The 26913-nt window shown below is 63.3% G+C and carries 31 protein-coding genes and 1 tRNA gene; 15 read left to right on the forward strand and 17 right to left on the reverse strand.

Annotation, left to right across the window (positions count from 1 at the left end; all coding sequences use genetic code 11):
• The first annotated feature begins 17 nt into the window (after nt 1–17).
• From CXY83_RS08320 to CXY83_RS08325, 3 genes are read left to right on the forward strand one after another with little or no spacing between them, the layout of a single operon-like run.
• Nucleotides 18–353, forward strand: a complete 336-nt coding sequence (locus CXY83_RS08320) for an ATP-dependent DNA ligase (RefSeq protein WP_104196893.1) — start codon at nt 18–20, stop codon at nt 351–353.
• Between the two features lie 14 nt (nt 354–367).
• Nucleotides 368–499: a hypothetical protein gene (locus tag CXY83_RS18355; protein ID WP_255408746.1), complete on the forward strand. Its 132-nt coding sequence runs from the start codon at nt 368–370 to the stop codon at nt 497–499.
• 12 nt (nt 500–511) lie between these two features.
• Complete coding sequence (locus tag CXY83_RS08325; protein WP_104196894.1) at nt 512–1495, forward strand: o-succinylbenzoate synthase; 984 nt, start codon at nt 512–514, stop codon at nt 1493–1495.
• A gap of 14 nt (nt 1496–1509) precedes the next feature.
• On the opposite strand, the gene ccsB is transcribed toward CXY83_RS08325, so the two are convergent.
• Genes ccsB through CXY83_RS08350 form a run of 5 tightly spaced genes read right to left on the reverse strand, consistent with a single transcriptional unit; the run spans nt 1510 to nt 6263 of the window.
• The gene (gene ccsB, locus CXY83_RS08330; RefSeq protein WP_104196949.1) at nt 1510–2559 is read right to left on the reverse strand and encodes a c-type cytochrome biogenesis protein CcsB; all 1050 of its coding nucleotides are present in this window, start codon (nt 2557–2559) and stop codon (nt 1510–1512) included.
• A gap of 18 nt (nt 2560–2577) precedes the next feature.
• Nucleotides 2578–4254: a cytochrome c biogenesis protein ResB gene (locus CXY83_RS08335; RefSeq protein ID WP_104196895.1), complete on the reverse strand. Its 1677-nt coding sequence runs from the start codon at nt 4252–4254 to the stop codon at nt 2578–2580.
• Nucleotides 4238–4999 (reverse strand): cytochrome c biogenesis CcdA family protein, encoded by a 762-nt coding sequence (locus tag CXY83_RS08340; RefSeq protein ID WP_104196896.1) that lies wholly within the window; start codon nt 4997–4999, stop codon nt 4238–4240. Before CXY83_RS08340 ends, CXY83_RS08335 begins: the two co-directional genes overlap by 17 nt.
• Nucleotides 4996–5622 carry a TlpA disulfide reductase family protein gene (locus tag CXY83_RS08345; protein ID WP_104196897.1) on the reverse strand — a complete coding sequence of 209 codons (627 nt, stop codon included), beginning with the start codon at nt 5620–5622 and terminating at the stop codon, nt 4996–4998. The genes CXY83_RS08340 and CXY83_RS08345 overlap by 4 nt, the downstream gene beginning before the upstream one ends.
• A complete protein-coding gene (locus CXY83_RS08350) occupies nt 5619–6263 on the reverse strand; it encodes a histidine phosphatase family protein (protein WP_104196898.1) in 645 nt (214 codons plus the stop codon). Before CXY83_RS08350 ends, CXY83_RS08345 begins: the two co-directional genes overlap by 4 nt.
• Nucleotides 6264–6355: 92 nt before the next feature.
• Here CXY83_RS08350 and aspS point away from each other — a divergent pair, with 92 nt between their 5' ends.
• Nucleotides 6356–7669: an aspartate--tRNA(Asn) ligase gene (aspS, locus tag CXY83_RS08355; RefSeq protein ID WP_104196899.1), complete on the forward strand. Its 1314-nt coding sequence runs from the start codon at nt 6356–6358 to the stop codon at nt 7667–7669.
• Nucleotides 7670–7822: 153 nt separating this feature from the next.
• Here the strand turns inward: aspS and CXY83_RS08360 are convergent, their stop codons facing one another.
• The 4 genes from CXY83_RS08360 to CXY83_RS08375 all read right to left on the reverse strand — a co-directional run bounded on the left by CXY83_RS08360 (nt 7823) and on the right by CXY83_RS08375 (nt 9194).
• A complete protein-coding gene (locus CXY83_RS08360) occupies nt 7823–8122 on the reverse strand; it encodes a Dabb family protein (RefSeq protein ID WP_104196900.1) in 300 nt (99 codons plus the stop codon).
• Nucleotides 8119–8388 carry a glutaredoxin family protein gene (locus tag CXY83_RS08365; RefSeq protein WP_104196901.1) on the reverse strand — a complete coding sequence of 90 codons (270 nt, stop codon included), beginning with the start codon at nt 8386–8388 and terminating at the stop codon, nt 8119–8121. The genes CXY83_RS08360 and CXY83_RS08365 overlap by 4 nt, the downstream gene beginning before the upstream one ends.
• Before the next feature lie 130 nt (nt 8389–8518).
• Nucleotides 8519–8617, reverse strand: a complete 99-nt coding sequence (locus CXY83_RS08370) for a 30S ribosomal protein bS22 (RefSeq protein WP_003792170.1) — start codon at nt 8615–8617, stop codon at nt 8519–8521.
• A gap of 109 nt (nt 8618–8726) precedes the next feature.
• Complete coding sequence (locus CXY83_RS08375) at nt 8727–9194, reverse strand: helix-turn-helix transcriptional regulator (protein ID WP_104196902.1); 468 nt, start codon at nt 9192–9194, stop codon at nt 8727–8729.
• Nucleotides 9195–9347: 153 nt separating this feature from the next.
• Here CXY83_RS08375 and CXY83_RS08380 point away from each other — a divergent pair, with 153 nt between their 5' ends.
• Both CXY83_RS08380 and CXY83_RS08385 read left to right on the forward strand, forming a co-directional pair.
• The gene (locus CXY83_RS08380) at nt 9348–10730 is read left to right on the forward strand and encodes a TrkH family potassium uptake protein (RefSeq protein ID WP_104196903.1); all 1383 of its coding nucleotides are present in this window, start codon (nt 9348–9350) and stop codon (nt 10728–10730) included.
• On the forward strand, nt 10723–11391 hold the full coding sequence (locus CXY83_RS08385; RefSeq protein WP_104196904.1) for a TrkA family potassium uptake protein: 669 nt from the start codon (nt 10723–10725) through the stop codon (nt 11389–11391). Before CXY83_RS08380 ends, CXY83_RS08385 begins: the two co-directional genes overlap by 8 nt.
• 18 nt (nt 11392–11409) lie before the next feature.
• On the opposite strand, the gene proC is transcribed toward CXY83_RS08385, so the two are convergent.
• Entirely contained in the window at nt 11410–12258 is an 849-nt protein-coding gene (gene proC, locus CXY83_RS08390) for a pyrroline-5-carboxylate reductase (RefSeq protein ID WP_104196905.1), read from the reverse strand.
• A gap of 94 nt (nt 12259–12352) precedes the next feature.
• Between proC and CXY83_RS08395 the strand changes: the two genes are divergently transcribed.
• Nucleotides 12353–13315, forward strand: coding sequence for a cation diffusion facilitator family transporter (locus CXY83_RS08395; protein WP_104196906.1), 963 nt, complete (start codon nt 12353–12355; stop codon nt 13313–13315).
• Between the two features lie 3 nt (nt 13316–13318).
• On the opposite strand, the gene tadA is transcribed toward CXY83_RS08395, so the two are convergent.
• The gene (gene tadA, locus CXY83_RS08400; protein WP_104196907.1) at nt 13319–13795 is read right to left on the reverse strand and encodes a tRNA adenosine(34) deaminase TadA; all 477 of its coding nucleotides are present in this window, start codon (nt 13793–13795) and stop codon (nt 13319–13321) included.
• Between the two features lie 45 nt (nt 13796–13840).
• Here tadA and upp point away from each other — a divergent pair, with 45 nt between their 5' ends.
• The 4 genes from upp (at nt 13841) to CXY83_RS08420 (ending at nt 17441) form a co-directional block, all read left to right on the forward strand.
• A complete protein-coding gene (upp, locus tag CXY83_RS08405; protein ID WP_104196908.1) occupies nt 13841–14473 on the forward strand; it encodes a uracil phosphoribosyltransferase in 633 nt (210 codons plus the stop codon).
• A 522-nt stretch (nt 14474–14995) separates the two neighbouring features.
• Nucleotides 14996–15700 (forward strand): winged helix-turn-helix domain-containing protein, encoded by a 705-nt coding sequence (locus tag CXY83_RS08410; RefSeq protein WP_104196909.1) that lies wholly within the window; start codon nt 14996–14998, stop codon nt 15698–15700.
• A 393-nt stretch (nt 15701–16093) separates the two neighbouring features.
• Nucleotides 16094–16492, forward strand: coding sequence for a MarR family winged helix-turn-helix transcriptional regulator (locus CXY83_RS08415; RefSeq protein WP_104196950.1), 399 nt, complete (start codon nt 16094–16096; stop codon nt 16490–16492).
• A gap of 250 nt (nt 16493–16742) precedes the next feature.
• A complete protein-coding gene (locus tag CXY83_RS08420) occupies nt 16743–17441 on the forward strand; it encodes an SDR family oxidoreductase (RefSeq protein WP_104196910.1) in 699 nt (232 codons plus the stop codon).
• A gap of 3 nt (nt 17442–17444) precedes the next feature.
• On the opposite strand, the gene CXY83_RS08425 is transcribed toward CXY83_RS08420, so the two are convergent.
• Nucleotides 17445–18908: a cryptochrome/photolyase family protein gene (locus tag CXY83_RS08425; RefSeq protein ID WP_104196911.1), complete on the reverse strand. Its 1464-nt coding sequence runs from the start codon at nt 18906–18908 to the stop codon at nt 17445–17447.
• A 73-nt stretch (nt 18909–18981) separates the two neighbouring features.
• Nucleotides 18982–19054: transfer RNA gene (locus tag CXY83_RS08430), tRNA-Arg, on the reverse strand.
• A 150-nt stretch (nt 19055–19204) separates the two neighbouring features.
• Between CXY83_RS08430 and CXY83_RS08435 the strand changes: the two genes are divergently transcribed.
• Both CXY83_RS08435 and CXY83_RS08440 read left to right on the forward strand, forming a co-directional pair.
• Entirely contained in the window at nt 19205–19924 is a 720-nt protein-coding gene (locus CXY83_RS08435; protein ID WP_104196912.1) for a flavodoxin family protein, read from the forward strand.
• A gap of 148 nt (nt 19925–20072) precedes the next feature.
• Nucleotides 20073–20486, forward strand: coding sequence for a DUF1294 domain-containing protein (locus tag CXY83_RS08440; protein ID WP_233200700.1), 414 nt, complete (start codon nt 20073–20075; stop codon nt 20484–20486).
• Here CXY83_RS08440 and CXY83_RS08445 read toward each other — a convergent pair.
• Together CXY83_RS08445 and CXY83_RS08450 are read right to left on the reverse strand one after the other, a co-directional pair.
• Complete coding sequence (locus CXY83_RS08445; protein WP_104196913.1) at nt 20483–21052, reverse strand: hypothetical protein; 570 nt, start codon at nt 21050–21052, stop codon at nt 20483–20485. The two genes, CXY83_RS08440 and CXY83_RS08445, sit on opposite strands and share 4 nt — an antisense overlap.
• Before the next feature lie 114 nt (nt 21053–21166).
• Nucleotides 21167–21529, reverse strand: coding sequence for a MerR family transcriptional regulator (locus tag CXY83_RS08450; protein ID WP_104196952.1), 363 nt, complete (start codon nt 21527–21529; stop codon nt 21167–21169).
• Between the two features lie 226 nt (nt 21530–21755).
• On the opposite strand from CXY83_RS08450, the gene CXY83_RS08455 reads away from it, so the two are divergent.
• Nucleotides 21756–23276 (forward strand): SulP family inorganic anion transporter, encoded by a 1521-nt coding sequence (locus CXY83_RS08455; RefSeq protein ID WP_104196914.1) that lies wholly within the window; start codon nt 21756–21758, stop codon nt 23274–23276.
• 12 nt (nt 23277–23288) lie between these two features.
• Here the strand turns inward: CXY83_RS08455 and CXY83_RS08460 are convergent, their stop codons facing one another.
• Both CXY83_RS08460 and CXY83_RS08465 read right to left on the reverse strand, forming a co-directional pair.
• Nucleotides 23289–25913, reverse strand: a complete 2625-nt coding sequence (locus tag CXY83_RS08460; protein ID WP_104196915.1) for a multicopper oxidase domain-containing protein — start codon at nt 25911–25913, stop codon at nt 23289–23291.
• Between the two features lie 9 nt (nt 25914–25922).
• Nucleotides 25923–26243 (reverse strand): DUF2249 domain-containing protein, encoded by a 321-nt coding sequence (locus CXY83_RS08465; protein WP_104196916.1) that lies wholly within the window; start codon nt 26241–26243, stop codon nt 25923–25925.
• Nucleotides 26244–26562: 319 nt separating this feature from the next.
• Here CXY83_RS08465 and CXY83_RS08470 point away from each other — a divergent pair, with 319 nt between their 5' ends.
• Nucleotides 26563–26865 carry a DUF427 domain-containing protein gene (locus CXY83_RS08470; RefSeq protein WP_104196917.1) on the forward strand — a complete coding sequence of 101 codons (303 nt, stop codon included), beginning with the start codon at nt 26563–26565 and terminating at the stop codon, nt 26863–26865.
• Nucleotides 26866–26913: the final 48 nt, after the last annotated feature.

Consider the following 26913-nt stretch of genomic DNA (forward strand, 5'->3'; position numbering starts at 1 on the left):
GCCAGCAGGAGCGCGACATGGGAAAACTAACCTACGACTCGACCCTTACCGCAGACTTTGACGATCGCGTGCTCGCCCATATACAGGTCGTGATCGGTGCCAAGCTGCGCCGTGGGGAATCGTTCTACTTCACGTGGCGCGACGAGCCGCAGGTTGGCGACGGACGCATCACGATTTGGCTTCACCCAGGAATCCCCGTCGCCTACAAGTATTTTGGCAGCCGTGCGCCCACGCTCAACCGCGAGTGGATCGAAGCGCTCATGGCGACGGCAAATTCCTCCGGCGGGCTGCAAATCGTTCCGGAATCCGGCTCTCCGGCAGTGCAGCCGGGCGTTGTGAAGGACGAGCCTTAGACCGCATCGACACCGTGTGCGACAAGAAATCATGTTCGCCCAGCGACCGTTCCATCGAATCGATCCAGGTCGAGATCGAGATCGATGGCGCCGAGCTGTACGGGCGGGATGAGGAGGCTCTGGCCGTCTACCCAGCCGGAGACTGACACACTGGGTCCATGTTGCCCTCACTGGATGAGTTACTCGGTTCCGCGCACGTCGTCTCCCTGAAATTGTTCGACCGGTTTCGCGGGCTGGACAATCGGGAAGCACTGCTGCTGGAAGGCCCGGAGGGCTGGACTGAGTTCTCCCCGTTCGTGGAATACGATGATGCCGAGGCCGCCAACTGGTTGCGCGCCGCGATCGACTTCGGTTGGCAGAGCACGCCGCACGCCCTGCGTACGAGCATTCCAGTCAACGCCACCGTGCCGGCCGTGCCAGCGGGCAAGGTCGCCGAAGTGCTCGCACGTTTTCCCGGTTGTCGCACGGCAAAAGTCAAGGTCGCCAGCCCGGATCAAGCCCTGGCCGACGACGTAGCCCGGGTGGCCGAGGTACGTCGCGTGCTCGGTCCGGAGGGTCGTATCCGCATCGATGCGAACGGCCTGTGGAACGTGGACGAAGCCGAACACGCCATTCACGCACTGAGCGCTTTCGACCTGGAATACGTCGAACAGCCGTGCATGAGCGTGCCCGAACTGGCCGAGATTCGCCAGCGCACAACCTACCTGAGCGTACCGATCGCCGCCGACGAGAGCGTGCGCAAGAGCGGCGACCCGCTCGCCGTGGCGCGGGCCGGCGCCGCCGACATTCTCGTCATCAAGGCCCAGCCGCTTGGGGGCATCCGCGCCGCACTGTCGATCATCGGTCAGACCGGGCTGCCTGTCGTGGTCTCCAGCGCCCTCGACACGTCGATCGGACTCTCGATGGGCGCGCACCTCGCGGCATCCGTTCCTGGGCTGTACTTCGACTGTGGTCTCGGCACCGCCTCACTGCTCGCCGAGGATGTCACGGACAATCCGCTGCTCCCGGTCGCGGGGGCCATCCCGGTACGCCGCGTCGTGCCAGACGCTGCTCTCCTCACTCAGCACGCGGCCAGTCCTGAGCGTCGCGACTGGTGGCTCGCGCGCCTCGCGCGCTCGCACGCACTGCTCGCTGCTGAGTAGCGGCAACCGAAGGGCTACAGGCCCGAGTAAGCGTGCAGGCCCTTGAAGAACACATTGACGATGCCGAAGTTGAACATGACCGCGGAAAAACCGATGATCGCCAGCCAGGCCGAACGCGATCCGCGCCAGCCGCGGGTTGCGCGAGCGTGGATATAACCGGCGTAGATGACCCAGATGATGAAGGTCCACACCTCTTTGGTGTCCCAGCCCCAGTACCGCCCCCAGGCCTGTTCGGCCCAAATCGAACCAGCCATGAGGGTGAAGGTCCACAGAATGAAGCCGATGATGTTGATGCGGTAGGCGAGGTTTTCCAGTGTCGCCGACGACGGCAAGGTGGCCAGAAAACGCAGGCGCCGACCGGATGCCACAGCCGAGCGCGCCGCGGCGGCCTCGAGCGTTCTGTTTTCGCGACGGAACTGCAGCAGTTGCACGGTCGACAGCGCGAAGCCGAGCGCGAACATCCCGGTGGCCAACGACGCCACGAAGACGTGGATGACTAGCCAGGCCGACTGCAGTGCCGGCGGCAGTGGAGCAACTTCCACATAGAACTGCAGGGCTGCCACGCCGAGCAGTACCAGCACGAGACCGGTGACGAAGGTGCCGAGAAAACGCAGGTCGGCGCGGATCAGCACGATCAGGAACACCGTCATGATGAGCAGCGTGCCCGTCAGCGCGAACTCGTACATGTTCGCCCACGGCACCCGGTCGGCCGCGAAGCCGCGCATGATGGTAGCCGCGAGGTGCAACGCCCAGCCCAGTACGGTGAGCGCAACTCCCACGCGCAGGCTCGACGAGCGGCCGTACGGCAGCGCCGCGTCGTCGTCCATGCGGGCGCTGATGCGCGACAGCACGGGTCGCTTCAGGGTGACGGTGCTGCCGGCGGACGCGGCAAACCCGGCCGAGGAGGCAGCATCTGTTTCGCCCAGGTCGGCGGCTTCAATCGCACCCACGGCGCTCGAACGACGCGCGAGGTCGACTGCGAAAGCGATGAAAGCGAGGGCGTAGATGGCCATTGCCGAATACAGCGCATAGAGCGAGTACGAGTTGAGCAGCGCGGAGTCAATCAGATTCACAGTGCAATCCTAAGTCGATTCGGGGGTGGCGACGACGGTTTGGTGGGTCTTCAACAGCTTGAGATGACGCGTGGCCACCGCGCTGACGGCGGCCTCGAGGGCCGGGTCATCGCCACGGGCGAGGCCCGCGTATTCGAGGTGTACGGTTCCGTCGGCTCGGGTCGTTGCCTTCACCCAAACACGGCGACGCGGCACGAGCAGCCCGGTGAACAGGCCGAACAATACGAGCATGGAGAAGGAGATCAGCCAGATCTGTGTGGGGTCGTGGTGAATGTCGAAGCTCGCAAAGCGCGGGACCGACTGGGTGAAATCGCCGGCCGCCGAGGACGCCGGATTGTTGTCGATGAAGCTGACGGTGCCGAGGTCACCGGGCAGCGCGGCCGATTCTCCCGGCTTGAGCTCGATCGAGGCAACATCGGTCTTACCGCCGGTCTGCTGCGTCAGGGTGTCGGTGTCGAGGGCATAAACGGATGTCGGCACGCCGGCATTGAGACCGAGGTCGCCGGTATAGACGTTCAGCGTGAGCAGCGGGTATTCGAGGTCGGGGTAGCTGGAGAAGTTCGCGCCGGAGGCCGCTTTGTCCTGAGTGGGATAGAAGAAGCCGATCATGCCGAGCTGCTCCGCCAGTCCGTCGGGTACTTTCACGATGCCGAGCGAGGTGAGGTTGGCGTCCTGCGGCAAGAATGGCACCGAGTCTGAAAAGACGACGGTACCGTCGGGGGCCGTCACCTGGATGGTCGGTGCGTACCCGTTGCCGAGCAGGTAGATGCTCGTACCGTTGGTGCGTAGCGGTCCGTTGACCTTGACGGCGCCGGGCTCAGCCGCCTCGGCCTTGGGCGTGACGGTCACGTCGGCGGTAAAGTCGATCGGCTGGCCGTAGGCCTGCAGGTTCCGTTGTTCGTAGGAGACCGAGAAGTCATCCAGGCTCAGGGTGTACGGGTCGAGAGTGGTGTCGTCGAAGAATCGTCCCGGGTTGAAAGAGTCGTAGGCGAGCAGCGTGTTCACGAAGGTCTGGCCCTCGACGAGCACTCGCTGGCCGCTGAAACCATAGCCGCCACCGAATCCAACGGTGATCAGAATACCCACCAGCGCAGCGTGAAAGACAAGGTTTCCGGTCTCCCGCAGGTAGCCACGCTCGGCCGAAACGGATGACTCGGTGTCGGAATCAAAGCGCGCAACGCGGTAGCCGCTGGATTTCAGGACGGTGCGGGCGTGCGTGATGGCATCGCGGGCATCCGTGTGCGCCGGCGCGTCTTGCGTGGTGAAACCAAACAGGCGTCCGAGGCGAGCCGGCGTGGTCGGCGGCTTGGCGCGCAGGGCCTGAAAGTGATGTTTGGTGCGCGGAATGACGCAGCCGATAAGCGAGATGAACAGGAGCAGGTAGATCGACGAGAACCAGGCCGAGGTGTAGACGTCGAAAGCCTGCAGTTTGTCAAGAATCGGCGCCAGGTCGGGGTTGTCGGTGAAGTACTGGGTGACCCCGTTCGGGTCACTCGTGCGTTGCGGCACGAGCGAACCTGGAATGGACGCGATGGCGAGCATGAGCAGCAGAAAGAGGGCCGTTCGCATGCTCGTGAGTTGACGCCAGAACCAGCGCAGCCAGCCGGTCAGGCCGAGCTTGGGCTGCACGACACCGGCCTGCGGCGCCTCGCGGCGGGAATCGTAATGGTCAGATGGCCGGGACAAAGTTGCCAATCACCCCTTGCAAATCGAGGAGCCAGGTGTTCCAGATGCCACTCACCATGAGTACTCCGATGACGACGAGCAGAACACCGCCGAACAGGTTGATGGCACGAATATGCCGTTTGAGGAATGCGACCGATCCGGTGGCCCAGTTGAGGCCGAGGGCGATCAGGAGGAAAGGAATTCCGAGGCCGAGGGAGTAGAAGAGGGCGAGCAGTCCGCCCTGCCAGGGCGACCCGGTGCCGAGACTGAGCGAGTTGATGGCCGTGAGCGTGGGCCCGGTGCACGGCGTCCAGCCCACCGCGAAGACCGCACCGAGTACGGGGGCGCCGGCGAGACCCATTTTGGGGCGCCAGTTGGTCTTCACGGTGCGTTGCATGGCACCGAACTGGCCGACGAAAACCAGGCCCAGCAGGATGACGACCACGCCGGCGAGGCGCGTGATCAGGTCGCGGTAGGAGTTGAGCCAGAATCCGGCTGCACCGAAGACCACGCCGGTGAGCACGAACACCACGGTGAAGCCGAGCACGAACAGGCCGACCCCGGCCAGGAGCCGGGTACGGCCGCGACGATCACGCTGGGAGGCGCCGGTGCGTCCGTCCGCGAAGCCGCCGATGTAGGCGAGGTAACCGGGAACGAGCGGCAGGATGCACGGTGAGGCGAACGACACGAGGCCGGCGAGGAGTGCGATGGGAATAGCGAAGAGTAGCTGGCCGCTGAAGACGATCTCTCCGAAAGGATTGTTCACTCGGTCGTGCCAGTCTCCGCGATCGTGTCCCGAATCAGAGTCTCCAGAATGGACGGCGAGGTGACCTGGCCCAGAATGCGCGCCGCGATCCGCCCTTCGGCGTCGAGCACCAGGGTGGTCGGCACGGCGTTCGGCGGAATGCTGCCGCTGAACGCGAGTTGCATGGCTCCGGTATCAACATCCAGCACCGAGGGGTAGGTCACACTGTAGGTCTCGTTGAATGCGATGGCGTTCGGGGCCTGGTCTCGCACATTGACACCGAGAAAACTCGCGCCCTTGTTTTCAAACTTCGCGTTGAGGCCCTGTAGGTCAGATGCCTCGGCGCGGCACGGTGCACAGCTCGCGTACCAAAAGTTGACCACGAGAACTTCACCGAGCGTGTCGGCGCTGGTGACCGCCTCGCCCGTCTCTGTCACGCCGGAGAAGTCAATGGCGTCACCGCGATCGGCGACGGCAATCTCGGTGACACTTCCGTCGCCGGCGATGAAACCCTTGTTCGAGCCTTCCCGGTACTGGTCCGCGAGCGGGTCAGCGGAGCAACCCGAGAGCAACAGGGTACCGGCGGCCAGCCCGGCCAGCAGGGGGCCGATGCGGCGGCGTTGGTTCACACGGTGGCGATTCATACAGCACCCACATCGTTGCTTGGGTCAAGAAGTGCCAGCGCCGGGCTGACGTAGGCGGTTTCAGCGAAATGGTCGCCGTGCCAGCACAGGGTCGTGATGCTCGACAGGTCGCACCGGCGTTTGCGCGGGTCGTGGGCGAGGCGTTCATGAGCCAGCGCTTGATGTACCATCCAGATCGGCAGCTGGTGACTGACCAGCACGACGTCACCCTCATCGACCGAGTTCCAGGCGTCGTCGATCGCCGCGAGCATGCGGGCAGAGATCGACCGGAAGGGTTCTCCCCAACTCGGTTTCAACGGGTTGATCAGGGCCGGCCAGTTGCGCGGGTCGCGCAACGCGCCGTCGGGGCCACGCATCCGCTTGCCCTCGAAGGCATTCGTCGGTTCGATGATGCGTTCGTCGGTGTCGATCGCGAGCGCGAAGGCCGCTGCGATCGGCGCGGCCGATTCCTGCGCGCGTTGCAGGGGCGAGGCGACGACGCGCACGACCGCACGGCCACGTTCCACTAATTCCTCCGCGGCAGCAGCAGCCATAAGCACGCCTCGCTCGGAGAGCCGGTACTGCGGCAACCGTCCGTAGAGCACGCGTTCGGGGTTGAAAACCTCACCGTGACGCACGAGATGCACTTGACTGGCTACCACTCAACTATTCTACGGAGGGGTCAGCCTAGAAACCGCCGTGAGCGGGCCGCTCGGGCGGCTCCGGCTAAACTCGAAGTGTGACTTCGCGCGTATTGATCAAGAACCTGTCCGCTCTCGACGACGGCCCCGTATCGGTGTCCGGCTGGGTCGATACCGTTCGAGACCAGAAAAAGGTGCAATTCGTCGTTCTGCGCGACGAATCCGGCGCCGTGCAGCTGGTCAACCCTCGCACGACGGATGCCGATGGCGTCGTCGTCGCCGACGAGCCAGCTACCAGCATCTCGGGCCTCGCCCAGGGCACCTTCGTCACCGTGACGGGCCAGCTCAAGCACGACGAACGGGTCAAGCTCGGCGGCATCGAGATCAAGCTCAGCACCCTGACAGTGGTGTCGGCCGCCATTCCGGAGACGCCGATCGCGGCCGACTCAAGCCTCGACAAGCGCATGGACTGGCGCTTCCTCGACCTGCGCAACCCCAGGCAGAACCTCATCTTCCGTATCCAGACCACGTTCGAGCACGCGCTGCGCACGTACTGGATCGAACACGACTTCATCGAACTGCACACCCCCAAGCTCATGGCGAGTGCGAGTGAGTCGCGCGCCGAATTGTTCGAGGTGGGCTATTTCGACACCAAGGCCTACCTTGCGCAGAGCCCGCAGTTTTTCAAGCAGATGGCCCAGTCGGCTGGCTTCGGCAAAATCTTCGAGGTAGGCCCGGCGTTCCGAGCCGACCCCTCGTTCACGAGCCGGCACGCCACCGAGTTCACGAGCGTCGACAGTGAGATCAGCTGGATAGACAGCCACGACGACGTCATGACGCTGCACGAAGACCTCATGGTCGCCGGGTTCACCGCCGTACAGAAAAAGCACGGAGACGAGGTCAAGGACCTGTTCGACGTTGAAGTGACCGTTCCGAGCACGCCGTTCCCGCGCATTCCCCTGGCCGAGGCCAAGGAGATCGTCAAGAGCCGCGGCTACGAGGTTCCCCGCGACGACGACGACATGGACCCGGAGGGCGAACGCCAGATCGCCGCCTACGTGGCCGAGAAATATGGGCACGAATTCGTGTTCCTCACCGACTATGCCTCGAGCATCCGCCCGTTTTATCACATGCGTCACGACGGCGACGCGTCGATCACCAAGAGCTATGACCTCATCTTCAACGGCACCGAGATCTCCACCGGCGCCCAGCGCGAGCACCGCATCGAGGTGCTCGAAGCTCAGGCCATCGAGAAGGGCCTCGACCCGAAGGAAATCGAGGGCTACCTCGACTTCTTCCGCTACGGAGTTCCTTCGCACGGCGGTTTCGGCATGGGCCTGGCCCGGGTCTTGATGCTCATGCTGCACCAGGCATCGATTCGCGAGGTCACCTACCTGTTCCGCGGCCCGACCCGCCTGGAGCCGTAGCTTCGGCTTCTCGTTCGGGCCGCGGGGTGCGTAAAGCCGGCATAATCTGCGATAGGCCGGCGGCAGCACCCGTTTGGCCCGGCGAGTCGCAAACTGACCGGCATGAGCTACGCCCGCTAATGCCGGCGACCGGGAAATACCGCTGGCGCCGGGTTAGACCTCGAGGTCGACGGCCAGGCGATCGGCGACGACGGTGCGGATGAATGCGCCGACCTTCTTGTGCTCCGGGTGCCTCTGATAGCGGTCGAGGGCCTCGAGATCGTCGAAGTCGGCGATGAGGGCGACGTCCCAGTTTTCGTTGCCGGCAACATCCGGCCCGACCGTCAGAGCACGAATCTCGGGAACGACGCCTACTAGAGCCTCGAGGCCGGCCACGATGCCAGCGGCATCCTCGGCCTTCTTACGCGGGGTCAGCGCGTTGAGCTTCCAGCAGACGATGTGACGAATGGTCATGAGACCTCCAATAGGGCGGTACGCAGGCGTACGGGATCGATGCGCCAATAGTTGTGCACTTTGCCGTTGATGAGGAGCACCGGGATGTCCTCCAGGTAGCGCTCGTGCAGCTCGGCGTCATCGAGAATGGAACGTTCCTCGAACGTGATCTCTGGGGCCGACACGTCGTCGGCGAGTTTGGCCACGACACTGCCGACGAGGTCACGTGCGTCGTCGCAGAGGTGACAACCAGGCTTGCCGATCAGGATCAGGTGTGCGGTGGGCATGGTTCCAGCCTACGGCGACTTCGTGCCGGGGCGCACGGGCACGACACCCCGAGCGGCAGACAGCAAAAAGCGCCAGTCCCGAAGGGCTAGCGCTTTGCTCAACGAGCAGCTAGATAACTACGCAGTCGATCTACTTCTTATTGCGACGCTGGTGGCGAGTCTTGCGAAGCAGCTTGCGGTGCTTCTTCTTCGCCATACGCTTGCGTCGCTTCTTTATTACAGAACCCACACGGACCTCACAAGTATTGGTTTAGTCGCGGGGCCCGCGACTGACACGAAAACACCATTCTACCGGACAAAACCGGCTCCAACTACTCAGCTGCCGGATCGGGCCTCGTTCAGCCGTTTCTGCGCCACTTTTTTGCCGTGGCATCTTTGACGACGTGCGACATTTGCGAGGCATCGGCGAAGGCCTTGCCAATAGCCGAGGCGAATGCACGCTGCTCATCTTTCAGGCCGGCATCGGCCTCCAGATCCACGTCCTTGACGGCCTGGTCGAAGTCGACACTCAGGAAGGGAATCAACCAATCCTCAATCTCTTCGAGCGGCGAGTACTCCAGCCGGTAGAAGCGGTGCTGCCCCTCTTCGCGAACGGTGACCAAACCGGCCTCGCGCAACACCTTGAGGTGCTTGGAGACGGTGGGCTGACTCAGCCCCAGGTGCCCGACGATGTCGGACACGCTCAGCTCGCCACGCACGTCCCGGGACGGACCGCGAATTTCACCGGACGGAACTGCGCGCTCCAAGAGGATGCGCAAGATATCCCGTCGCGCCGAGTCCGCCACCACGGTGAAGATGTCTGCCATAACCTCAGGGTAGTCATTACTACTGGGTAATGACCAACGCCGGGTAGTACAGTTTCAAACTGGTAATAGTCGCAGGCTTATCGGGGGTTCCAGGTGTCGTTGAGAACCGGAACTGAACCGTTCTTTCCGAGACCGCTCACCATTGTGAGGCGGATGCGCGACGAAGTGGACTCGCTCGCTCACAAGTCACCATCGCGGTTCGCCATTCTGGTGTTTTCCGCGCTCATCATGGTGTTCACCGTGTTGTTCTCGCTACCGATCGCCGCAGCGGATCGCACGATCACCCCACTGCACGACGCCGTCTTCACGGCAGTATCGGTCATCTGCGTGACCGGATTGACCACGGTCGACATGGCCACCCACTGGTCAGCGTTCGGCAATATTCTGGTGTTCGTCGGTGTCAATATCGGCGGCATCGGCGTATTGACGCTCGCGTCACTGATGGGGCTCGTCATCTCACGCAGACTCGGGCTGCGCGCAAAACTGATGGCGGCGAGCGATTCCAACCCCTCCCGAATTCACGCCGGGCCGGTCAACGAGGGCCAGACCGTGCGTCTCGGCGAGGTCGGCAGCCTACTGCTCACCGTGGCAATCAGCGCGTTCGTCATCGAGGTCAGCGTGGCAGCGCTGCTCTTTCCCCGCATGCTGCAAGCCGGTGCGCCCCTGGGCGAAGCGGTCTGGCATAGCTTCTACTACGCTGCCATGGCCTTCACCAACACCGGTTTCAACCCGAACCCCGGTGGCCTCAGCCCGTTCGCCGATGACTACTGGTTTCTTGGCGCGCTCATGATCGGTGTTTTTCTGGGCAGCCTGGGGTTTCCGGTGATCTATGCGTTCGCGCGCGGCTGGCGCAAGCCGCGCCGCTGGTCCGTACACGTCAAGCTGACACTCGTCACGACGATCGCCCTGATGATCCTCGGAATGATCTTCTACATCATTCTCGAGTTCGATAATCCCAAGACTTTCGGGTCGCTCAATGCCGGCGACACCATTTTTCAATCGTTGTTCATGTCGGTGATGACGCGCTCGGGCGGCTTCGCGACCATTGAGGTGAGCGACCTGAACGGGTCCAGTTTGCTCCTGACCGACATGCTCATGTTCATTGGCGGCGGGTCGGCGTCGACCGCCGGCGGCATCAAGGTCACGACCCTGGCCATCCTCTTTCTAGCCGCCTTTGCCGAAGCACGCGGCAAGCAGGAAATGGAAGCGTTCGGCCGCCGTATTCCAAGCGACATCCTGCGCCTGTCGGTCAGCGTCGTGCTGTGGGGCGCGACCACCGTCGCGGTGGCGAGTATCCTCATTCTGCACATCTCGAAACAACCCTTCGACGTCGTCCTCTTCGACGTGATCAGCGCTTTCGCTACCTGCGGCCTGTCGACCGGGCTTACCGCTGATCTGCCGCCGGAGGGCGTCTACGTCATGGCGGCAACGATGTTCATGGGCCGGGTTGGTACAGTGACTCTCGCGGCGGCTCTGGCCGCGAGCCACAGCAGGCAACTGTTCAAACGCCCGGAAGAGAGACCCATCGTTGGTTGATCGCATCAAACACGACGCCCCCGTGCTCATCGTCGGGCTCGGACGGTTTGGCGCGGCCACGGCCGGCCAGCTCGACCGACTGGGCCGCGAGGTGCTCGTCGTCGACACGAGCGAGGCGCTCGTGTCGAAATGGTCAGAGCGGGTCACGCATGCCGTTCAAGCGGATGGCCGCTCGCTCGAGGCCCTGCAACAAATCGGCGCCCAGGATTTCTCGATCGCCGTCTGCGCGGTCGGATCGTCAGTGGAAGCCAGCGTGCTGATCGTCGCCAATCTGGTGGACCTGAAGATTCAACAGATCTGGGCCAAGGCCATCTCGAAGTCACACGGCAAGATTCTCGAACGCATCGGCGCCAACCACGTCATCTACCCCGAGGCCGAAGCCGGCGAGCGCGTCGCCCACCTGGTGTCGGGTCGCATGCTCGACTTCATCGAATTCGACGATGATTTCGCCCTCGTGAAGATGTACCCGCCGAAGCCCATCCGTGGACTCACCCTCGTCGATTCCGGAGTGCGCCGTAAGTACAACGTGACCGTCGTCGGCGTCAAAAGTCCGGGAAAGCCGTTCACCTATGCGACCGCGGAGACCGTGGTGTCCAACCATGACCTCATCATCGTGTCGGGCGCTGAGGCCGATATCGAACGGTTTGCCGCGCTGGGTTAGTAGCGTTCGGCGACGGTGCTACGAGGCGGCGAGTTCTTTCGCGCGAGCGAGGGCGGCATCCGTTGCGGTGTCGAAGAGTTCCTTCAGGCCGCCCTTTTCGAGCTCTCGGACGGCTCGCTCGGTCGTTCCGGCCGGGCTGGTCACCTGACGGCGCAACTCGCTCGGTGACTTGTCGGACACAGCGAGCAGCGCGCTCGCGCCAAGGAAGGTGCCATTGACCATGACAGCGGCCTCTTCGGGGGTGAAACCCTTGCTGATGGCCGTTTCGGTGAGCTGTTCGATGAGGTAGAACACGTAGGCCGGGCCGGAGCCGGAGATGGTGCTGAGGGCGTCGAGCTTGCTCTCGGGCACGACCAGCACGTCGCCGACGGTTGCGAACAGGGCTCGGGTGAGTTCGAGGTCAGCGTCGCTGGATCGGGTGCCGGCGCTGATGCCGGTGACGGCCATGCCGACGACGGCGGGGGTGTTGGGCATAGTGCGGATGACGTGCACGGCGCTCGGCAGGAGCGATTCGAAGGTGTCGATGGTCACGCCGGCCGCGACGCTGAGCACGAGCGTGCCGGGAGCCAGGGAGTCGCCGATTTCGGCCAGCAGGTCGGCGACCATGTAGGGCTTGACCGCGACGATGACGATCTGGGCGCCGTCGATGGCCTTAAGGTTGGCGTCGGCGTCGATCTCGGTCGCGTAGGCGGTGACGCCTTCGGTGTCGGCGAGTTCAGCGGCCCTTTCTGCGGTGCGGTTGGTGACCCGAATGCCACCCTCAACGGTCACGCCGGGCTTCTGCAGGCCGGCCAGAATGGCGCGGGCCATGGATCCCGCGCCGAGGAAAGCGATCGTGGGCAGAGTCACATTCGAGGGAGAAGTCATCTAAATAGTCTACTTTTTCCGCACTCGGGGTGCCCAAAACTGTCGCCTCGGGCGCAACCTGCGCCCGGGCGATATGCAGTTCTAGGATGATTTCATGAGCGCATCCGGCGGAAATAAGGCAATCGTGGCAGCATTCGCGGCCAATCTGGGCATCGCCGTCACCAAGTTCGTGGCGTGGGGCCTATCGGGGTCGTCTTCGATGCTCGCCGAGGGCGTGCACTCGGTAGCAGATGCCGGCAACCAGCTCCTCCTGCTGCTGGGCGGTCGCAAGGCAAAGAAACGGGCCGACCTGGAGCATCCGTTTGGCTATGGGCGCGAACGCTACGTCTACGCCTTCGTGGTGTCGATCATTCTGTTCTCGATCGGCGGGGTGTTCTCGCTCTATGAAGGCTTCGACAAGCTGCAGGACCCGCATCCGCTGGAGAATGCCTGGGTGCCGATTCTGGTGCTCGCTATCGCGATGGTGCTGGAAGGCTTCTCGCTGCGCACCGCGATCAAAGAGTCGAACCATGTGCGAGGAAATGAAACCTGGGTGCAGTTCATTCGGCATGCCAAGGCGCCCGAGCTGCCCGTCGTGCTGCTCGAAGACGTCGCGGCCCTCACCGGTCTTACCTTCGCCTTCGTGGGCGTCGGTCTGACCATCATCACGGATGAGCCGCTCTGGGATGCTGTCGGCACGCTCGCCATTGGCGCACTGCTCGTTTTGGTCGCGATTATTCTCGGCATTGAAACCAAAAGCCTGCTCGTGGGTGAGGGCGCCAGCAGGAAAGACCTCGACGCGATCGAGGCCGCCATTCTGAACGGCCCACAGACGAAGCGCATCATCCACCTCAAGACCCTCTACCTCGGCCCGGATGAGATTCTGGTCGGCGCCAAGATCGCCTTCGACGGCGAGCACCGGTTTGCCGACATCGCCGCCGACATCAACGCCGTCGAAACTCGTATTCGCTCTGCGGTGCCGCTCGCACGCACGATCTATCTCGAGCCGGATATCTTCTTCGATCCAAACCTGGCCAATCCGCCGACCGACACTTTTGTGATCAAGGGACTGGAGTAAACCTCAATGGGCCGCCCGCCGGGCGGGATCGTCGAAAAACTCGCGGAGGATCTTGCCGCATTCCGTGTCATTGACGCCGGCGAAGACTTCAACGCGATGGTTGAGTCGACGGTCGCGCAGCACGTCGTAAACCGATCCGACCGCGCCCGCTTTTGCATCCCAGGCGCCGAACACGACCGTGGGCACCCGTGCGGCGAGAATCGCACCAGCGCACATGACGCAGGGTTCGAGCGTAACGATGAGGGTGCAGTCGGTCAGGTGCCAGTCGCCGGTGTGCACGGCCGCCTGCCGTATGGCGACGACTTCGGCGTGCAGGGTCGGGTCCTGATGCCGTTCCCGCTCGTTGCGGCCCCGGCCGATCACTGTGCCCGCGGCGTCGACGACGATGGCTCCAACAGGCACGTCGTCCGAGACCAGGGCGGAGCGCGCCTCGGTCAGGGCGAGCAGCATCCACTCGGCGTGCTGATCTCGTGCGCTCATCTGTCACCTCAAACCGGGGGGATTGCCTCTAGTAGAATTAAGCCTATGCGAGTCCATGTTGCCGACCACCCGCTCATTACGCACAAGCTCACCGTGCTTCGCGATAAAGACACACCCTCACCGGTGTTCAGATCGCTCGTGGAAGAGCTCATGACGCTGCTCGCTTATGAGGGCACGCGCGGCGTGCGCGTGGAGGCGGTCACCGTGCAGACCCCCGTGTCGTCGGCTCAGGGCGTGCGCATCAGCGACCCAAAGCCGCTGGTCGTGCCGATTCTGCGCGCCGGACTCGGGATGCTCGAGGGCATGGTCAAGTTACTGCCCACCGCCGAGGTCGGTTTTCTCGGCATGGCCCGCAACGAAGAAACGCTGCAGCCCACAACCTACGCCGAGCGGCTACCCGATGACCTCTCGGATCGGCAATGTTTTGTGCTCGACCCGATGCTCGCCACCGGCGGGTCGCTCATCGCGGCTATTAATTTTCTGTTCGACCGTGGCGCTGTCGACGTGACCGCGATCTGCATTCTGGCCGCACCGGAAGGCCTCGACGCCGTGGAGCAAGCCTTGGCGGGCCGCGAAGTCACGATCGTACTGGGCGCCGTGGACGAGAAACTTGACGAACAGGGTTATATCGTGCCCGGTCTCGGCGACGCTGGCGACCGCCTCTACGGCGTGGTCTGACGACCTGATCGACGTAAACCCGGCCGACGTATGCAGGTCCTGCGACCAGCGACACGCCAAGCCGGGTTTACATCAATAATCTTCGATTTCTCGGCATTTCGTCTGGGAAAATTTCACAATGATGTGATGGTGCAACGAATCGCCTAAATGGACGCGGCCTCGCGAACGTGGTGCACGTCATGCGAGGACTTACCGCGACGTTGAATTGACACACGGCGTCACAATCCGCTTTACTCGCAGTTATGACAACAAGCGCACGCCCCCTGACCTCCCTCGAGGCCCCCGGGACTGCCGCCATGATGATGGCCGGCATCCCCGCCATGCGCTGTTGCCGAATGTGCCGCTAGCCGAGACTTCCCTCCGCGTCCTACGCCTGACCGACCTCTGAATCGTCAGGCCGACGCCTCGAGTGCTTTCTACAGCACTCGTCCTCCGGCCCCACGGGCCAACTGGAGCTTATACAGACGAAGATCGCTTCGCGCTTCGTCGGGCTCCCCTCGATCGAACAGTCAAGGACCCCTCATGTCTCTCGCACACATCCACGCCAATCGCCCCACACCCTTCAGCCGTCCCGACCTGACACTGGCGCCGACCGTCACAGCGCCCCGTATTCGCGCCGTCCCGACCGGCACCGAGGCTCGCGGCTTCGTGCTCTACGTCGGTATCGATGAGGCCAAAGCGGCCGCAGCCGGCACGAGCCTGAACCGCATTGTTGAGGCGCTGAAGGCCCTCGCCGCCGACATCGCCCCGTCCGCCGAGACGTACGCCGCTGTCGCCCTGGCTCCCGAGGGTGCTGGTGGACGGGACGTCGACGTCGTGCGTCTGGCCCTCCAGGACCCCGCCGCCCTGGCCCAGCACCGTGCCGAGCCGCAGGAACAGGACCGTGCCCGCAGCGGCGTCGTCGTAGACATCTCCCGTAAGCGTGTCATCCTGGACAACGAGACCGCGGCACTGACCTACAAAGAGTTCGAGCTGTTGCAATACCTCGTACTGCGCGAGGGCCGCACGATCGATCGTGCCGAGATCATTGCCTCACTCTGGAACTCCGCTGACGAGGACGATATCCCGAACGAGCGCACCATTGACGTGCACGTTCGCCGCCTGCGCTCCAAGCTCGGTCGCTACGAAGACATCGTGCGCACAGTGCGCGGCGTGGGCTACCGCTTCGACCGCCACGCGGACGTCGCCATTCGCCAGTCGACCACACCGAGCCCCGACCTGTTCTAGACGCCCCCGCACGGCGCCTGATAGCAGGACTGAGGGCCAGTCGCAGAGGCTACGACTGACCCTCTTCCCTTGCACCAAGAGTGTCCTGCAATCACATTTCACGTCATCCGCCACAGCAAACGGTTGACGCACTTAAAACGTATAACGAATAGGTAACGGGCGCCACCTCTCCTCGAGAAAATCCCCTGCTAGTTTCATGCCAGGCACCTGACAATCTCCGATCGAGGTCACGCCGCCATCACCATCGTCACCGTCGTGGGCGGTGCCCGCCGACCGTGTCGAGTCTCTATTCTTGAAGAAAGACGTGGTGAACGAAACGAGGAGCCACAGGTGGTGGATCGAATAATTGCGGTGGCTGCATGGGAGTCCCTTTTTCGGGCTCAGGTCGCCATTATGCGTAGTCTGGCCGCGGATTTTCCCTCGAAGGACATTTCGCTCAACGAGTACGACGTGATGTTCAACCTGTCTCGGCAGCCGGCCCGGCGCATCCGCTTGCGTGACCTCAACCAGCACGTATTGCTAACTCAACCAAGCGTAAGCCGCCTCGTCGACCGGCTGGTTTCTCGTGGATACCTGCTCAAGCACACCGACCCAAGCGACGGGCGTGGCGCCATCATCGAACTGACGGATTCGGGCCTCGCGCTGTTTCGGCGGGTCGCCGTCGACCACATGGACTCTATTACCCAGCGCATCGGCGAGACGCTCAGTGAAGGTGAACTGCAACATCTGACGATGCTCTGCGACAAGTTGCGCATCGATTGCCCAGATGACGATTCGGCGCGCCAGGACTAGTCGAGTGGGGGCGATGGAACGAGGGCCCTACCCCTCGTCCCACCGAGGCAATCCCTCGCAGGAATGCCTTCCTCACCGGGCGCCCGAACATTGCCCGGTGAGAAACTCGGGCGCAAGCACGTACCGATCTTTGCGAACAAACCGAACGCAGACGACCTGAGGAATGCTCACGCTGGACGATGGTACCCCAGCCGGGGGGTCGAAATCCTAATCCTGCGCAAGCACTCAGCATCTCGTCTACTCTGTAGCCATGACTTCCCTCTCCGGTTCTTCCGTTCTCGTCGTCGGCGCTACCGGTGGGTTGGGCCGCGAATTTGTTCAGCTTCTGAGCGATGAAGGCGCTCTGCTCACGCTGCACGGGCGCAGCGCAGAGCGCCTCGCTGAACTCGGCACATTTGGAGCGACGGTCGCTGGCGACCTGAGTGATTCGGACACGGCCGCACAGCTCGTGTCCGCCGCCCTCGCGGCACACGGCCGCCTCGACGGAATCATCAATGCCGCCGGAGTCGTCGCGTTCGGCCCCATGGCGGATGTCGCTGACGAAACCATCGATACCTTGATGGCGGTGAACGCGACGGCACCAATGCGCTTGCTCCGGGCAGCGCACCCCGCTCTGACTGAATCGTCCGCCGGGCATCGTGATCCGTTCTTTGTCACGCTCAGCGGAATTGTGAGCGAGCGCCCGACCGCGAACATGGCGGCGTACTCGGCCTCGAAGGCAGCCCTCGCTGCATTCGCGCAAGCGGCGGGCCGGGAAATGCGGCGGGACGGCATCCGCTTTCTTGATGCACGACCCGGCCACACCGAAACGGGACTGGCCACCAGACCAATTCAGGGGTCAGCACCGCCGCTGCCTACCGGTTATCAGCCAGCGGATGTCGCCCGACGAATTGTCGATGCGATCATCTCCGGCGAGCGCGACCTGCCGAGCACCGCCTTCGCCGGATAGGCCCTACCAGTCCGTGCGCGTGCGTTCCTGAGCCACCACCTCGTCGCGGTCTACAAGACGCCGCAGACCGGCAAGCGGCTGGGCCATGCGGTGATTACCGCGAATGCGCGGCTCCACCCGATCCAGGAATGCCCAATATCCGGCCGTGAACGGGCAGGCCTTTGGCCCCAGCCGAATTTTCGGATTGAACCGACAACCCCCACAGAAATCGGTCATCTTCGAGATGTAGGCGCCACCGGCGGCGTAGGGCTTCGTCGCGACAATGCCGCCGTCGGCGTGCTGCGACATGCCGACAACATTGGCCGGCATGACCCACGGTGTTCCGTCGACGAAGGCATTGATAAACCAATCCGACAGTGCTGATGGTTCGTAGCCTCGCTGCAATGACCAGTTGCCCAGAATCATGAGGCGCTGAATGTGATGCGCATATCCGGTGCGGGAAACCTCATCGAGCACGTGGCTCAAGCACCGCGCTTCGACGGCGTCACCATTCAATTCCAGAAACGCTGGCGGAAGCGGCTCGTGGGCGCCAAGAAAGTTGCTCTCCGCGACGTAGTTCTCGCCGAGGTGCCAGTACAGGTGCCAGACCCAGTCCCGCCAGCCCATGATTTGGCGTACCACGGCCTCGGCGCTGGACAGCGGAACCTGGCCGGAGTGGTACGCCGTTACGACCGCGTCGACGACTTCCTGCGGATGCAGGATGCCCAGGTTGAGCGGGACGCTCAACCGCGAGTGGGCCATCGTGCTATCCCCGATCAGCGAAGCATCCTCGAAGGGCCCGAAATTCGACAGTCTCGTTTCGATGAAATCATCCAGCGCCGCGAGCGCTTCCGCGCGGGTGGCCGCAAATCGGCGCGGGCCATCTGTTCCGATCAGGTGCACTCGGCCTTCGGCGACGAGACGGTCAAGGTCTCGGCGCACCTCCTCGTCGATGTCGTCTTCGACCGGGGCCCACGGTTCGGGCAGGCCGAGACTGGCCGCACGCTTCGGGGGCGGCTGTCGATTGTCGTGATCGAAGTTGAAGCGTCCACCCTCCGGCTCAGGGCCACGCATGAGTGTGCCGCTGGTTGTGCGCACGTGGCGGTAGAACTGTTCCATCACGAGCCGGGATGCGGGCCGGCCGTCGGCCCAGCCTGCGAAGTCCTGCTCGCTCGTCACGAAGCCTCGACTCGGCAGAACAGATGCCCCCAGCTCTGCGACCAACGCGCGTGCACCCCACGAGGTGGGGTTGATCACCTCGAGGTCACGACCAGCAAGCGCGTCGCGGTAGTGCTCCGCTCGCAGAAACTCGACGCGATCGCCCAGCTCGCGCGCGCGGTGGCGGAGTGCGCTGAGTATGAGGTGGGCTTTGGCCCGGTGGTACGTGCGTCGCCCCAGCACGGCCGTCGCCTCGACCAGCACAATCGGCCCACCGTCGTCGAAGTGCGGGCCGAGCTGGTCGGCAAAGAGAAAGCGCGGCAGGGACATGCTGCCGATTGTATCCCCGCCGCTAAAAGACACAAAAAACCCCGCCCGACAAATGTCGAACGGGGCCCAGATGTGCGCCCGAAGGGATTCGAACCCCCAACCTTCTGATCCGTAGTCAGATGCTCTATCCGTTGAGCTACGAGCGCATGTGAATCTTCCGAGCTGTTACGCCCGGAGACAACTTGAAAACTATACCAGCTATCGGGAGCGCTCCGTGACGCTGCAGGGTGCATCGCCCCCGGTGCAGCGGAAATCAACCCCTTTTCTCGTTTTTCAGCCGGTGCTTTACTAACCGAATGCAACGTGAATCCTTTGACTACTCAGGCCTCCGCGCCGTCTTCATTAATTGCACCCTCAAACGCAGCCCCGAGGTCAGCAACAGCCAGGGCATCGTCGACCTCAGTGCCCGCATCATGCGGGAGCAGGGCGTGCACGTAGACCTGGTTCGGGCCGTCGACCATGACATCGCCACCGGCGTTTACCCCGACATGACCGAACACGGCTGGAAAACGGATGACTGGCCGTCACTGTTTTCCACGGTGCAGGCCGCCGATATTCTGGTGCTTGCCGGGCCCATCTGGCTCGGCGACAACGGCTCGGTGACCAAACGCATCGTGGAACGGCTCTATGCCCACTCTGGCGAATTCAACGACGAGGGCCAGTATGTTTTCTACGGCAAGGTTGGCGGCGCCATCATCACCGGCAACGAAGACGGCGTGAAACACTGCTCGGCGAACCTGCTGTATAGCCTGCAGCACATCGGTTACTCCATTCCGCCCGCTGCCGATGCCGGCTGGATCGGCGAGATCGGCCCCGGCCCGAGCTACCTCGACGAAGGATCCGGTGGACCTCAGAATGAATTCACCAACCGCAATGTGACCTTCATGAGCTGGAACCTCATGCACCTCGCCTCGATCCTGAAAAAGAACGGTGGCATTCCAGCCTTTGGCAATCTTCGCCAAGACTGGGACCGCGGCGAACGCTTTGGGTTCGAACCGAACCCCGAATATCGGTAGCTATCAGCACATCAGGGAACCCGCGGTACACCAGGCACTCTGAACAGACTCTTCCGTCGTTCCTCGTGCATTTGCCGAACGCCCTGACGTGCTTGTCACCGGTGGTGCGCGGCAATAATGACGGCCTCCGTAGCCTTTAGCATGGAGTATGGTCTTCGTTCGCTCCCGCCGTGCAGCGGGCAGGGGTAGCTACCTCGCGATCGCCATGTTCGTCCTGGTTTACCTCGTCGGCGCCGTGTACTGGCCAAGGCCGCTCTGGGTGGTCGGGCTCTACCTGGTCACGGGTCTCACCTGTTTCACGCTCTACGCGATCGACAAGCGGCGGGCGACATTTGGCGGGTGGCGCATATCGGAACGCACCTTGCTGTTCTGGGGCGTCATCGGCGGCTGGCCGGGCGCGATTGTGGCGCAGCAGGTACTGCGCCATAAGACCCAGAAGAAAAGCTTTCGAAAAGCATTCCGGGCGACGATCATCATCAACGTCGTGCTCTTCGCCCTGCTGAGCACTCCGGCATTTGACCGGCTGATAGCGCAGGCGATCACCGACTTCAGCGTTCTCTAATACTCATTGAATTCGGGGCTGGTCGCCGCGTCGTGCTTGGCCTGCAAAATAGCGAGGTTGATCAGAACGAAGGCTTCCAGACGTTCGCTCCGGTGTTCGGCGTAGTCGGGCGCGCGCGGGTCGACGGCCAATTCGATGAGTTTGGACGACACCGCCGAACTGACCTCTTCGCTCGCTGATCGTTGTGCGCTCGCCACTATCCGGGCCACCTGGTTATTGTCGGCGGCCACGGCGTCGAGGGCGAGCGTCAACCGCTCATGCACGCGAACCCTGAGGGCGAACTGCTTGAGATCGTGGCGTTGGTCGTCGGTAAAACTCGGCCGCCACTTCATAGCTGCGAGATCTCGCCCCATTCGGCTCACCCGTCGGGCATACTCTTCGTTCTGCCGAGCCAGCCGATGCACTTCGCTGCGGGCGTTGTCGGCGTATCGCGCAAAGTCGTAATCGAAGTGTTCCCGCAGCGCTCCGACGATGATGTCGTTTTTCACGGCCATCCGCACGGCTGACAAGGCGATGAGCAGGCCTTCATCGACCGTGCGCTCGAGGTCGGGCAGCTCAGCGTTCACATCGGGTTCACTGACGTGCGCGTGAGCGTCAGCACGACGCCGGGACCGGTTCCAAATGATTGCGCCACCACTTCCTCGTGCAGGTGACCTCCATTTTATCGGTGAATGCGTTTGCTACTGCGCGCAGAGCAGTGCAAGGAACTCATCGGCCATGCCGAGCTGGTCTTGAAGCTTCTGGCGTCGCGTAACGGTGTCGGTGATAAAGGCATCCAGCTGGTGCCTGGACTCGACGTTGTCGGCATCCGCTCCACCGCCTTGCCGCAGGTCGATGACCGCGAGCAGGGCCGTCATCTCGTCGAGAGTGAAGCCGAGGGGTTTCATGCGGCGAATAAGCATCAGCCGCGTGAGGTCGTCGGGCGAGTACAGCCGAAATCCACCGTCGGTGCGAGCGGATGCTTTCAGCAGGCCCACCTCATCATAGTGGCGAATCGTGCGCAGCGACAGCCCGGTCTTCTCGGCGAGTTCGCCGATGTGCATCGTGACCACGGACCCGGTCGCGCCTGGTGTCACCGGGAACCTTCTTTCTCTCAGTCACAATCAACCCTAACGTTAGGGTAGTGTTGCAGGAGTCGGCTGACATTCCCCTGTGAGCCCACCCTCCCACCATTGTCCTCGATGACCGGTGGAGGTGCGCACCGCGGCGCCCACCCAACTCTTCTCTATCCATTTCGGCCGCACGGCCGGCCCAGCTTCTGGAGGCCTCATGGCCATTGTCCACAAATCCACCGCGCCCAACCGTTACCGAGCGGAACCCTCCGTTCTCACCGCTCTGCGCACGCCCCGCCTGCTCACCCGCGAAGTTCTGGCCGGCCTCGTCGTGGCCATGGCCCTCATCCCCGAGGCGATCGCTTTCTCGATCATCGCCGGTGTCGACCCACGCGTCGGCCTGTTCTCCTCGTTCGTAATGGCCGTGACGATCGCTTTCGTCGGCGGTCGCCCGGCCATGATCACCGCCGCCACCGGTGCCATCGCCCTCGTCATCGCCCCCGTGGCACGAGAATACGGCATGGAATATTTCATCGCCACCGTCATCCTGGCCGGCGTGTTTCAAATCGTGCTGAGCCTGGTCGGCGTGGCCAAGCTCATGCGGTTCATTCCCCGCAGCGTCATGGTCGGCTTCGTCAACGCCCTCGCGATTCTCATCTTCACAGCCCAGCTCCCCCAGCTGCTCGACGTGCCCTTCATGGTCTACCCGCTCGTTGCCGCTGGGCTGATCATCATGGTCGTCATGCCACGCATCACCAAGGTGATCCCGGCCCCACTCGTCGCGATCGTCGTACTCACCGTGGTCACCGTACTGATGGCGATCAACGTCCCCACCATCCGCGACCAGGGAGAACTCCCCCAGAGCCTGCCCGAACTCTTTTTCCCCAACGTTCCGCTCGACTGGGACACCTTCACCATCATCGCCCCGTACGCCCTCGGCATGGCCCTCGTCGGAATCCTCGAGTCACTCATGACCGCAAAATTCGTCGACGAGATCACCGACACCCACTCCAACAAGACTCGTGAGACCTGGGGCCAGGGCGTCGCCAACATCATGAGTGGCTTGTTCGGCGGAATGGGCGGTTGTGCCATGATCGGCCAGACCATGATCAACGTCAAGGCCTCAGGCGCCCGCACCCGCATCTCTACCTTCCTCGCCGGCGTCTTCCTGCTCGTTCTGGTGCTCGGCCTCGGCGACGTACTCGCCGTCGTGCCCATGGCCGCCCTGGTCGCGGTGATGATCATCGTGTCGTATCTGACCTTTGACTGGCACAGCATCCGCTTGTCAACTCTCAAGCGGATGCCGGGGAGCGAGACCACCGTCATGGTCACCACGGTCGTCATCATCGTTCTCACCCACAACCTGGCCATCGGCGTCGTCGCCGGCGTGATCGTGGCGATGGTCGCCTTCGCGCGCCGGGTCGCCCACCTGGCCCGGGTGGAACGCACTGTTGAGCTTGACCAGCCCGTGCCGACGGCGTATTACACCGTGACCGGGGCGCTGTTCTTCGCCTCGAGCAACGACCTGATGACCCAGTTCGAGTATGCCGACGACCCCGACCGTATCGTTATCGATCTGTCGGCGTCACACATCTGGGATGCCTCGACCGTCGCCACCCTCGACGCCATCACCTACAAGTATGAGCGGCTCGACAAGCGCGTCGTCATCGAGGGATTGAACGAGGCGAGCCACGAACTGCATGCCCGCCTCGCCGGCAACCTCGGCGGCGGGCACTAGCCTTCGAACGTGTCAGTCAGTGACCACAATCAGCCCGCGCGCGCCCTTCTCCGCATCTGACATCACGTGGCTCATAAACGGATAGGTACCCGCTTCGGTAAACGTGAGCTCGACGAAGCCGCCCTGGGCGGGCGCGAGCGCGAGCGTCTGCGCCCCGCCCGTTCCGGTGCTGCCACCGCCCCGAAGGAGGTATTCACCCTCGGAGAACACGGTGTCGAACTGACCTCCGACCACGTGAAAGGAACTTCCAACGTTCGGGCCCGCGTCGAGCACCCAGATGCGCACCTTCTCGCCGACGGTCGCGGTTAGCGGTGCGGCGACATACTGATTCGCGTAGCCGTTGAACGTGAGCAGGTCAGGCAGCTGCGTCTGCACCTTGACCGGGTCGCCTTCCTCGCCCTGCCTGCCCAGATAGAACTCGGACTGGACCAGCACATATTCCTGCTCGACGGCGGTCAGTCCGGGCGGGTCGATGATGACCGCACCGAACATACCGTTCGCGATGTGGACCGACATGGGCATCGTCGAGCAGTGATACATCCAGATTCCCGAGCGCGTGGCGGTGAACCGGTAGGTGAGCTCTTCTCCGGGATCGATGGTCTGCATTGGCTTGTCCGGTGCGAGCGAGCCGGCGTGAAAGTCGAGCGAATGGCCGATGGTTCCCGCGTTGACGAACGTGATCTCGAAGACGTCACCGACAGTGCCGCGCAGCGTCGGCCCGGGCGCCGTGTGGTTGTAGGTCCACAGCATCTGTGTGATGCCCGGCGCCACTTCGGTCTCGGTATTGCCGACGGTCATCGTGCTCGTGTGCACGGTAGCGGATGCCGCGGGCGCCAGTCGCGCATCACGCGCGACGAAATCGCTTCCCGGCTCGGCCAGAGGGTCTATGCTTCCGGATGCCGACGCGTCGCTGTGCATGGTGTTTGCGGGCGAATCGGCAGTGGCGGTCGAGTCCGCACCGATCGCGTTCACGGTCAGCAGCATTCCGAGCAGCCGGTGGCCCCCCAGGGAACACCATCCGCCCAGGTCGGCGTCGATCATCCCGACGTCGACGGTCGTCGTGGCCTGGGGCTCGACCGAGCCGGACTCCACTCCGTTGTCGAATACGAGATCGTGGAGCATGCCGTCGGCGTTGGTGAGGGTGATCACCAGGTTGTCGCCGACCGGAACGTTGATCATGTCGGGGCTGAACTGGGTGTCAATCATCGTGACGTCGACGGTCGTCGTGTGGCCGGTCGCGCCCGGGCCCGAGCCCGAGCCCGAGGCGAGACTTGTGTTGGAAGGCTCGAGCGCGACGCCGACGGCGAGGGTCAAAGCCAGGGTCGCCGCCGCCGCGATGAGCATGGCGGTGCGAGGGGGCGGCTTTGGCGCGGGACTCTCCGCGACGTCACGCACCAATGGCGGAAGCTGCGCCCCCGGAGGAGTGCGGTTCTTTCGATTGATGCGCAGCGCCCGCACCATCAGAATGATGAACGCCGCAAGGGTCGTGAGGAGAACTGCCCAGAGCGCGGCGGCGACGACGTCGGGCACTGGAAGAAGCGTGAGAACGAGTGCGCCATTGACGACGCTGACTCGGAACAGGCCGGCCCGATCGAGTTCGTGCGCGGTGGCCTTGAACGCCCGCGGTCCGCCGCCGAGCACGACCGGAATGAGAAAGCTCAGCGCGCCGATCAGGATCTGGCCGCCGAAGCCGACCGCGAAGTACGGCACGAGTGTTTTGAGGCCGGCCGCGGCATCCGCCCAGCTGGCAGCGGTGGCTACGACGGTGCCAAAACCGAGCGCGCACACCGCAAACCAGGCAAGGGCTGCGGTGATAGACCACCCGGCGTAACTAACGGCGGGCGAACGGCGCACGTGCCCGGCCAACTCCCCGAGCACCCGGGCGAAGCCGACCAGGTAGATGAGTACACCCGCCGCAGTGATGATTCGCGAGTCGGCGTAGGCGCCAGTTCCCAAAACCACCAGTCCGGCCAGAAGAGTCGGCAGGGTGGGGCGTGCGGCGGCCCGGGTGGTCGACAGCACTCGGGAACGCAGCACGGTCGGGAGCAGCAGGGCGACGGTGCCGATAACGGTCAGGCCGACCCAGCCGAGCAGGTTCAGTCCGATGTGCGTGATGTAGAGCCGGTCGTAATAGTCACTCGCCGCCGCACTGCCGGGGTGGGCCATCCAAATTCCGAGAGTGACACCGACCACGAGGCATCCGGCCGCAGCAATGTAGTACCGCACGAGCGGAGCGAACCGGGCCGGGAGTGCGCCGCGCAGCTGCCGCACGAGAATGGTGGCGTGCACGACGGCATTGAGTCCGACCAGGATTCCTCCGGTGAGTACGACATGCCACCAGGCGCCGGTGATCCCGATCATGACCAGCGCCGCGCCGACCGTGTGAACGGTCAGTCGAACGCCCAGCCAGTACCGGCCGCCAGGAGCAGTGTTCTTCAGCAGGCTGTCGGCGAAGTGCTGGCTCCAGACCAGGATCGCGGTCGAGAGGGCCCCCAGCAGCAGTAGATGCACCATGAGCCAAGGCCCGAACGACGATCCTCGATAGAGGATGACGCTGACGATCCCGAGGATCAGCCAGACGGGCACGAGCATGCCGGTGATCTGGTGCCACAGCCGGCGCTTGAGGCTCGGTTTCATGTCGAACCGTTACAGAATGCGGGTCAGGTGCAGGGTCCACACATCGGGACCGCTCTCGAGGTAGGTGATGCTGAAAGTGTTCGGGTGGTTGCGTTCGAGCTGGGCCAATAGCGGCAGCGGGTCGTGCGATGCCATGAGGTCGAGCGATATTCCGGGCTGAATCGCCTCCAACGCACCGAAAATCGCGGCGTGACGGATCGCGTGCGGGATGGTGCGGCTGTCAAGAACCATCGATTCGCTGCCGTCGTGACCGCAGGTACACGTGGCCGCAGCGGGTTCGTGCTCATAGGCATTCGCCCCGGCAGTGATACGGATCGGTTCGGCGGTCATGGTGTCTCCTCGGCTCGGTGCACCTACGGCACTCTCCTATTTTAGAGCATGTTTTTCCGTTTAATACACCGACCCTCGTGTGAGCGGGTGAATGGTTGCGTCGCATGTGGTGAAGCAACCGATCCCACTTTCACGACCGGTTAGACGATCGACGCGTGTTCGGTGACGGGTCGCATTCGCATCACCGACAGTCATGTCGCCAGCGTGTGCTGGTTCGAGGTACCGCGCGGTCGCGGGACCCCTGCACCGGGCGAAGTGGTTCCGGTGCTGGGAGAATTCGGCTTCCGCGGGTAACGTTGCACGCACTAGGAGGTTTGTGATGAAAGCCGTACTGAACGACACCGTTATCGCTGAGGCACCCGAGCAGGATCTGATCCGCATCGAGGGCAATTGGTACTTTCCGCCCGCGAGCGTGACGAGCGAGCTGTTCGTCGAGAGCGACACCCCGTATACCTGCCCGTGGAAGGGCGAATGCCAGTACTTCAGCTTGAAAGACGGTGACACCCTGCTGCAGGATGGTGCCTTCAGCTACCCGCACCCGTACCCGACAGCGTTCAACCGCGTCGGCAAGGACTTCAGTGGCTACGTGGCGTTCTCGAAAGACGTGCAGGTCACCGACTAGGCGGTAGCCGAATGCCGCCCCGAGCGGCATCCACGCATCGAGGCGTGA

Source organism: Cryobacterium sp. M15 (assembly GCF_002929675.1).
GTDB lineage: Bacteria > Actinomycetota > Actinomycetes > Actinomycetales > Microbacteriaceae > Cryobacterium > Cryobacterium lyxosi.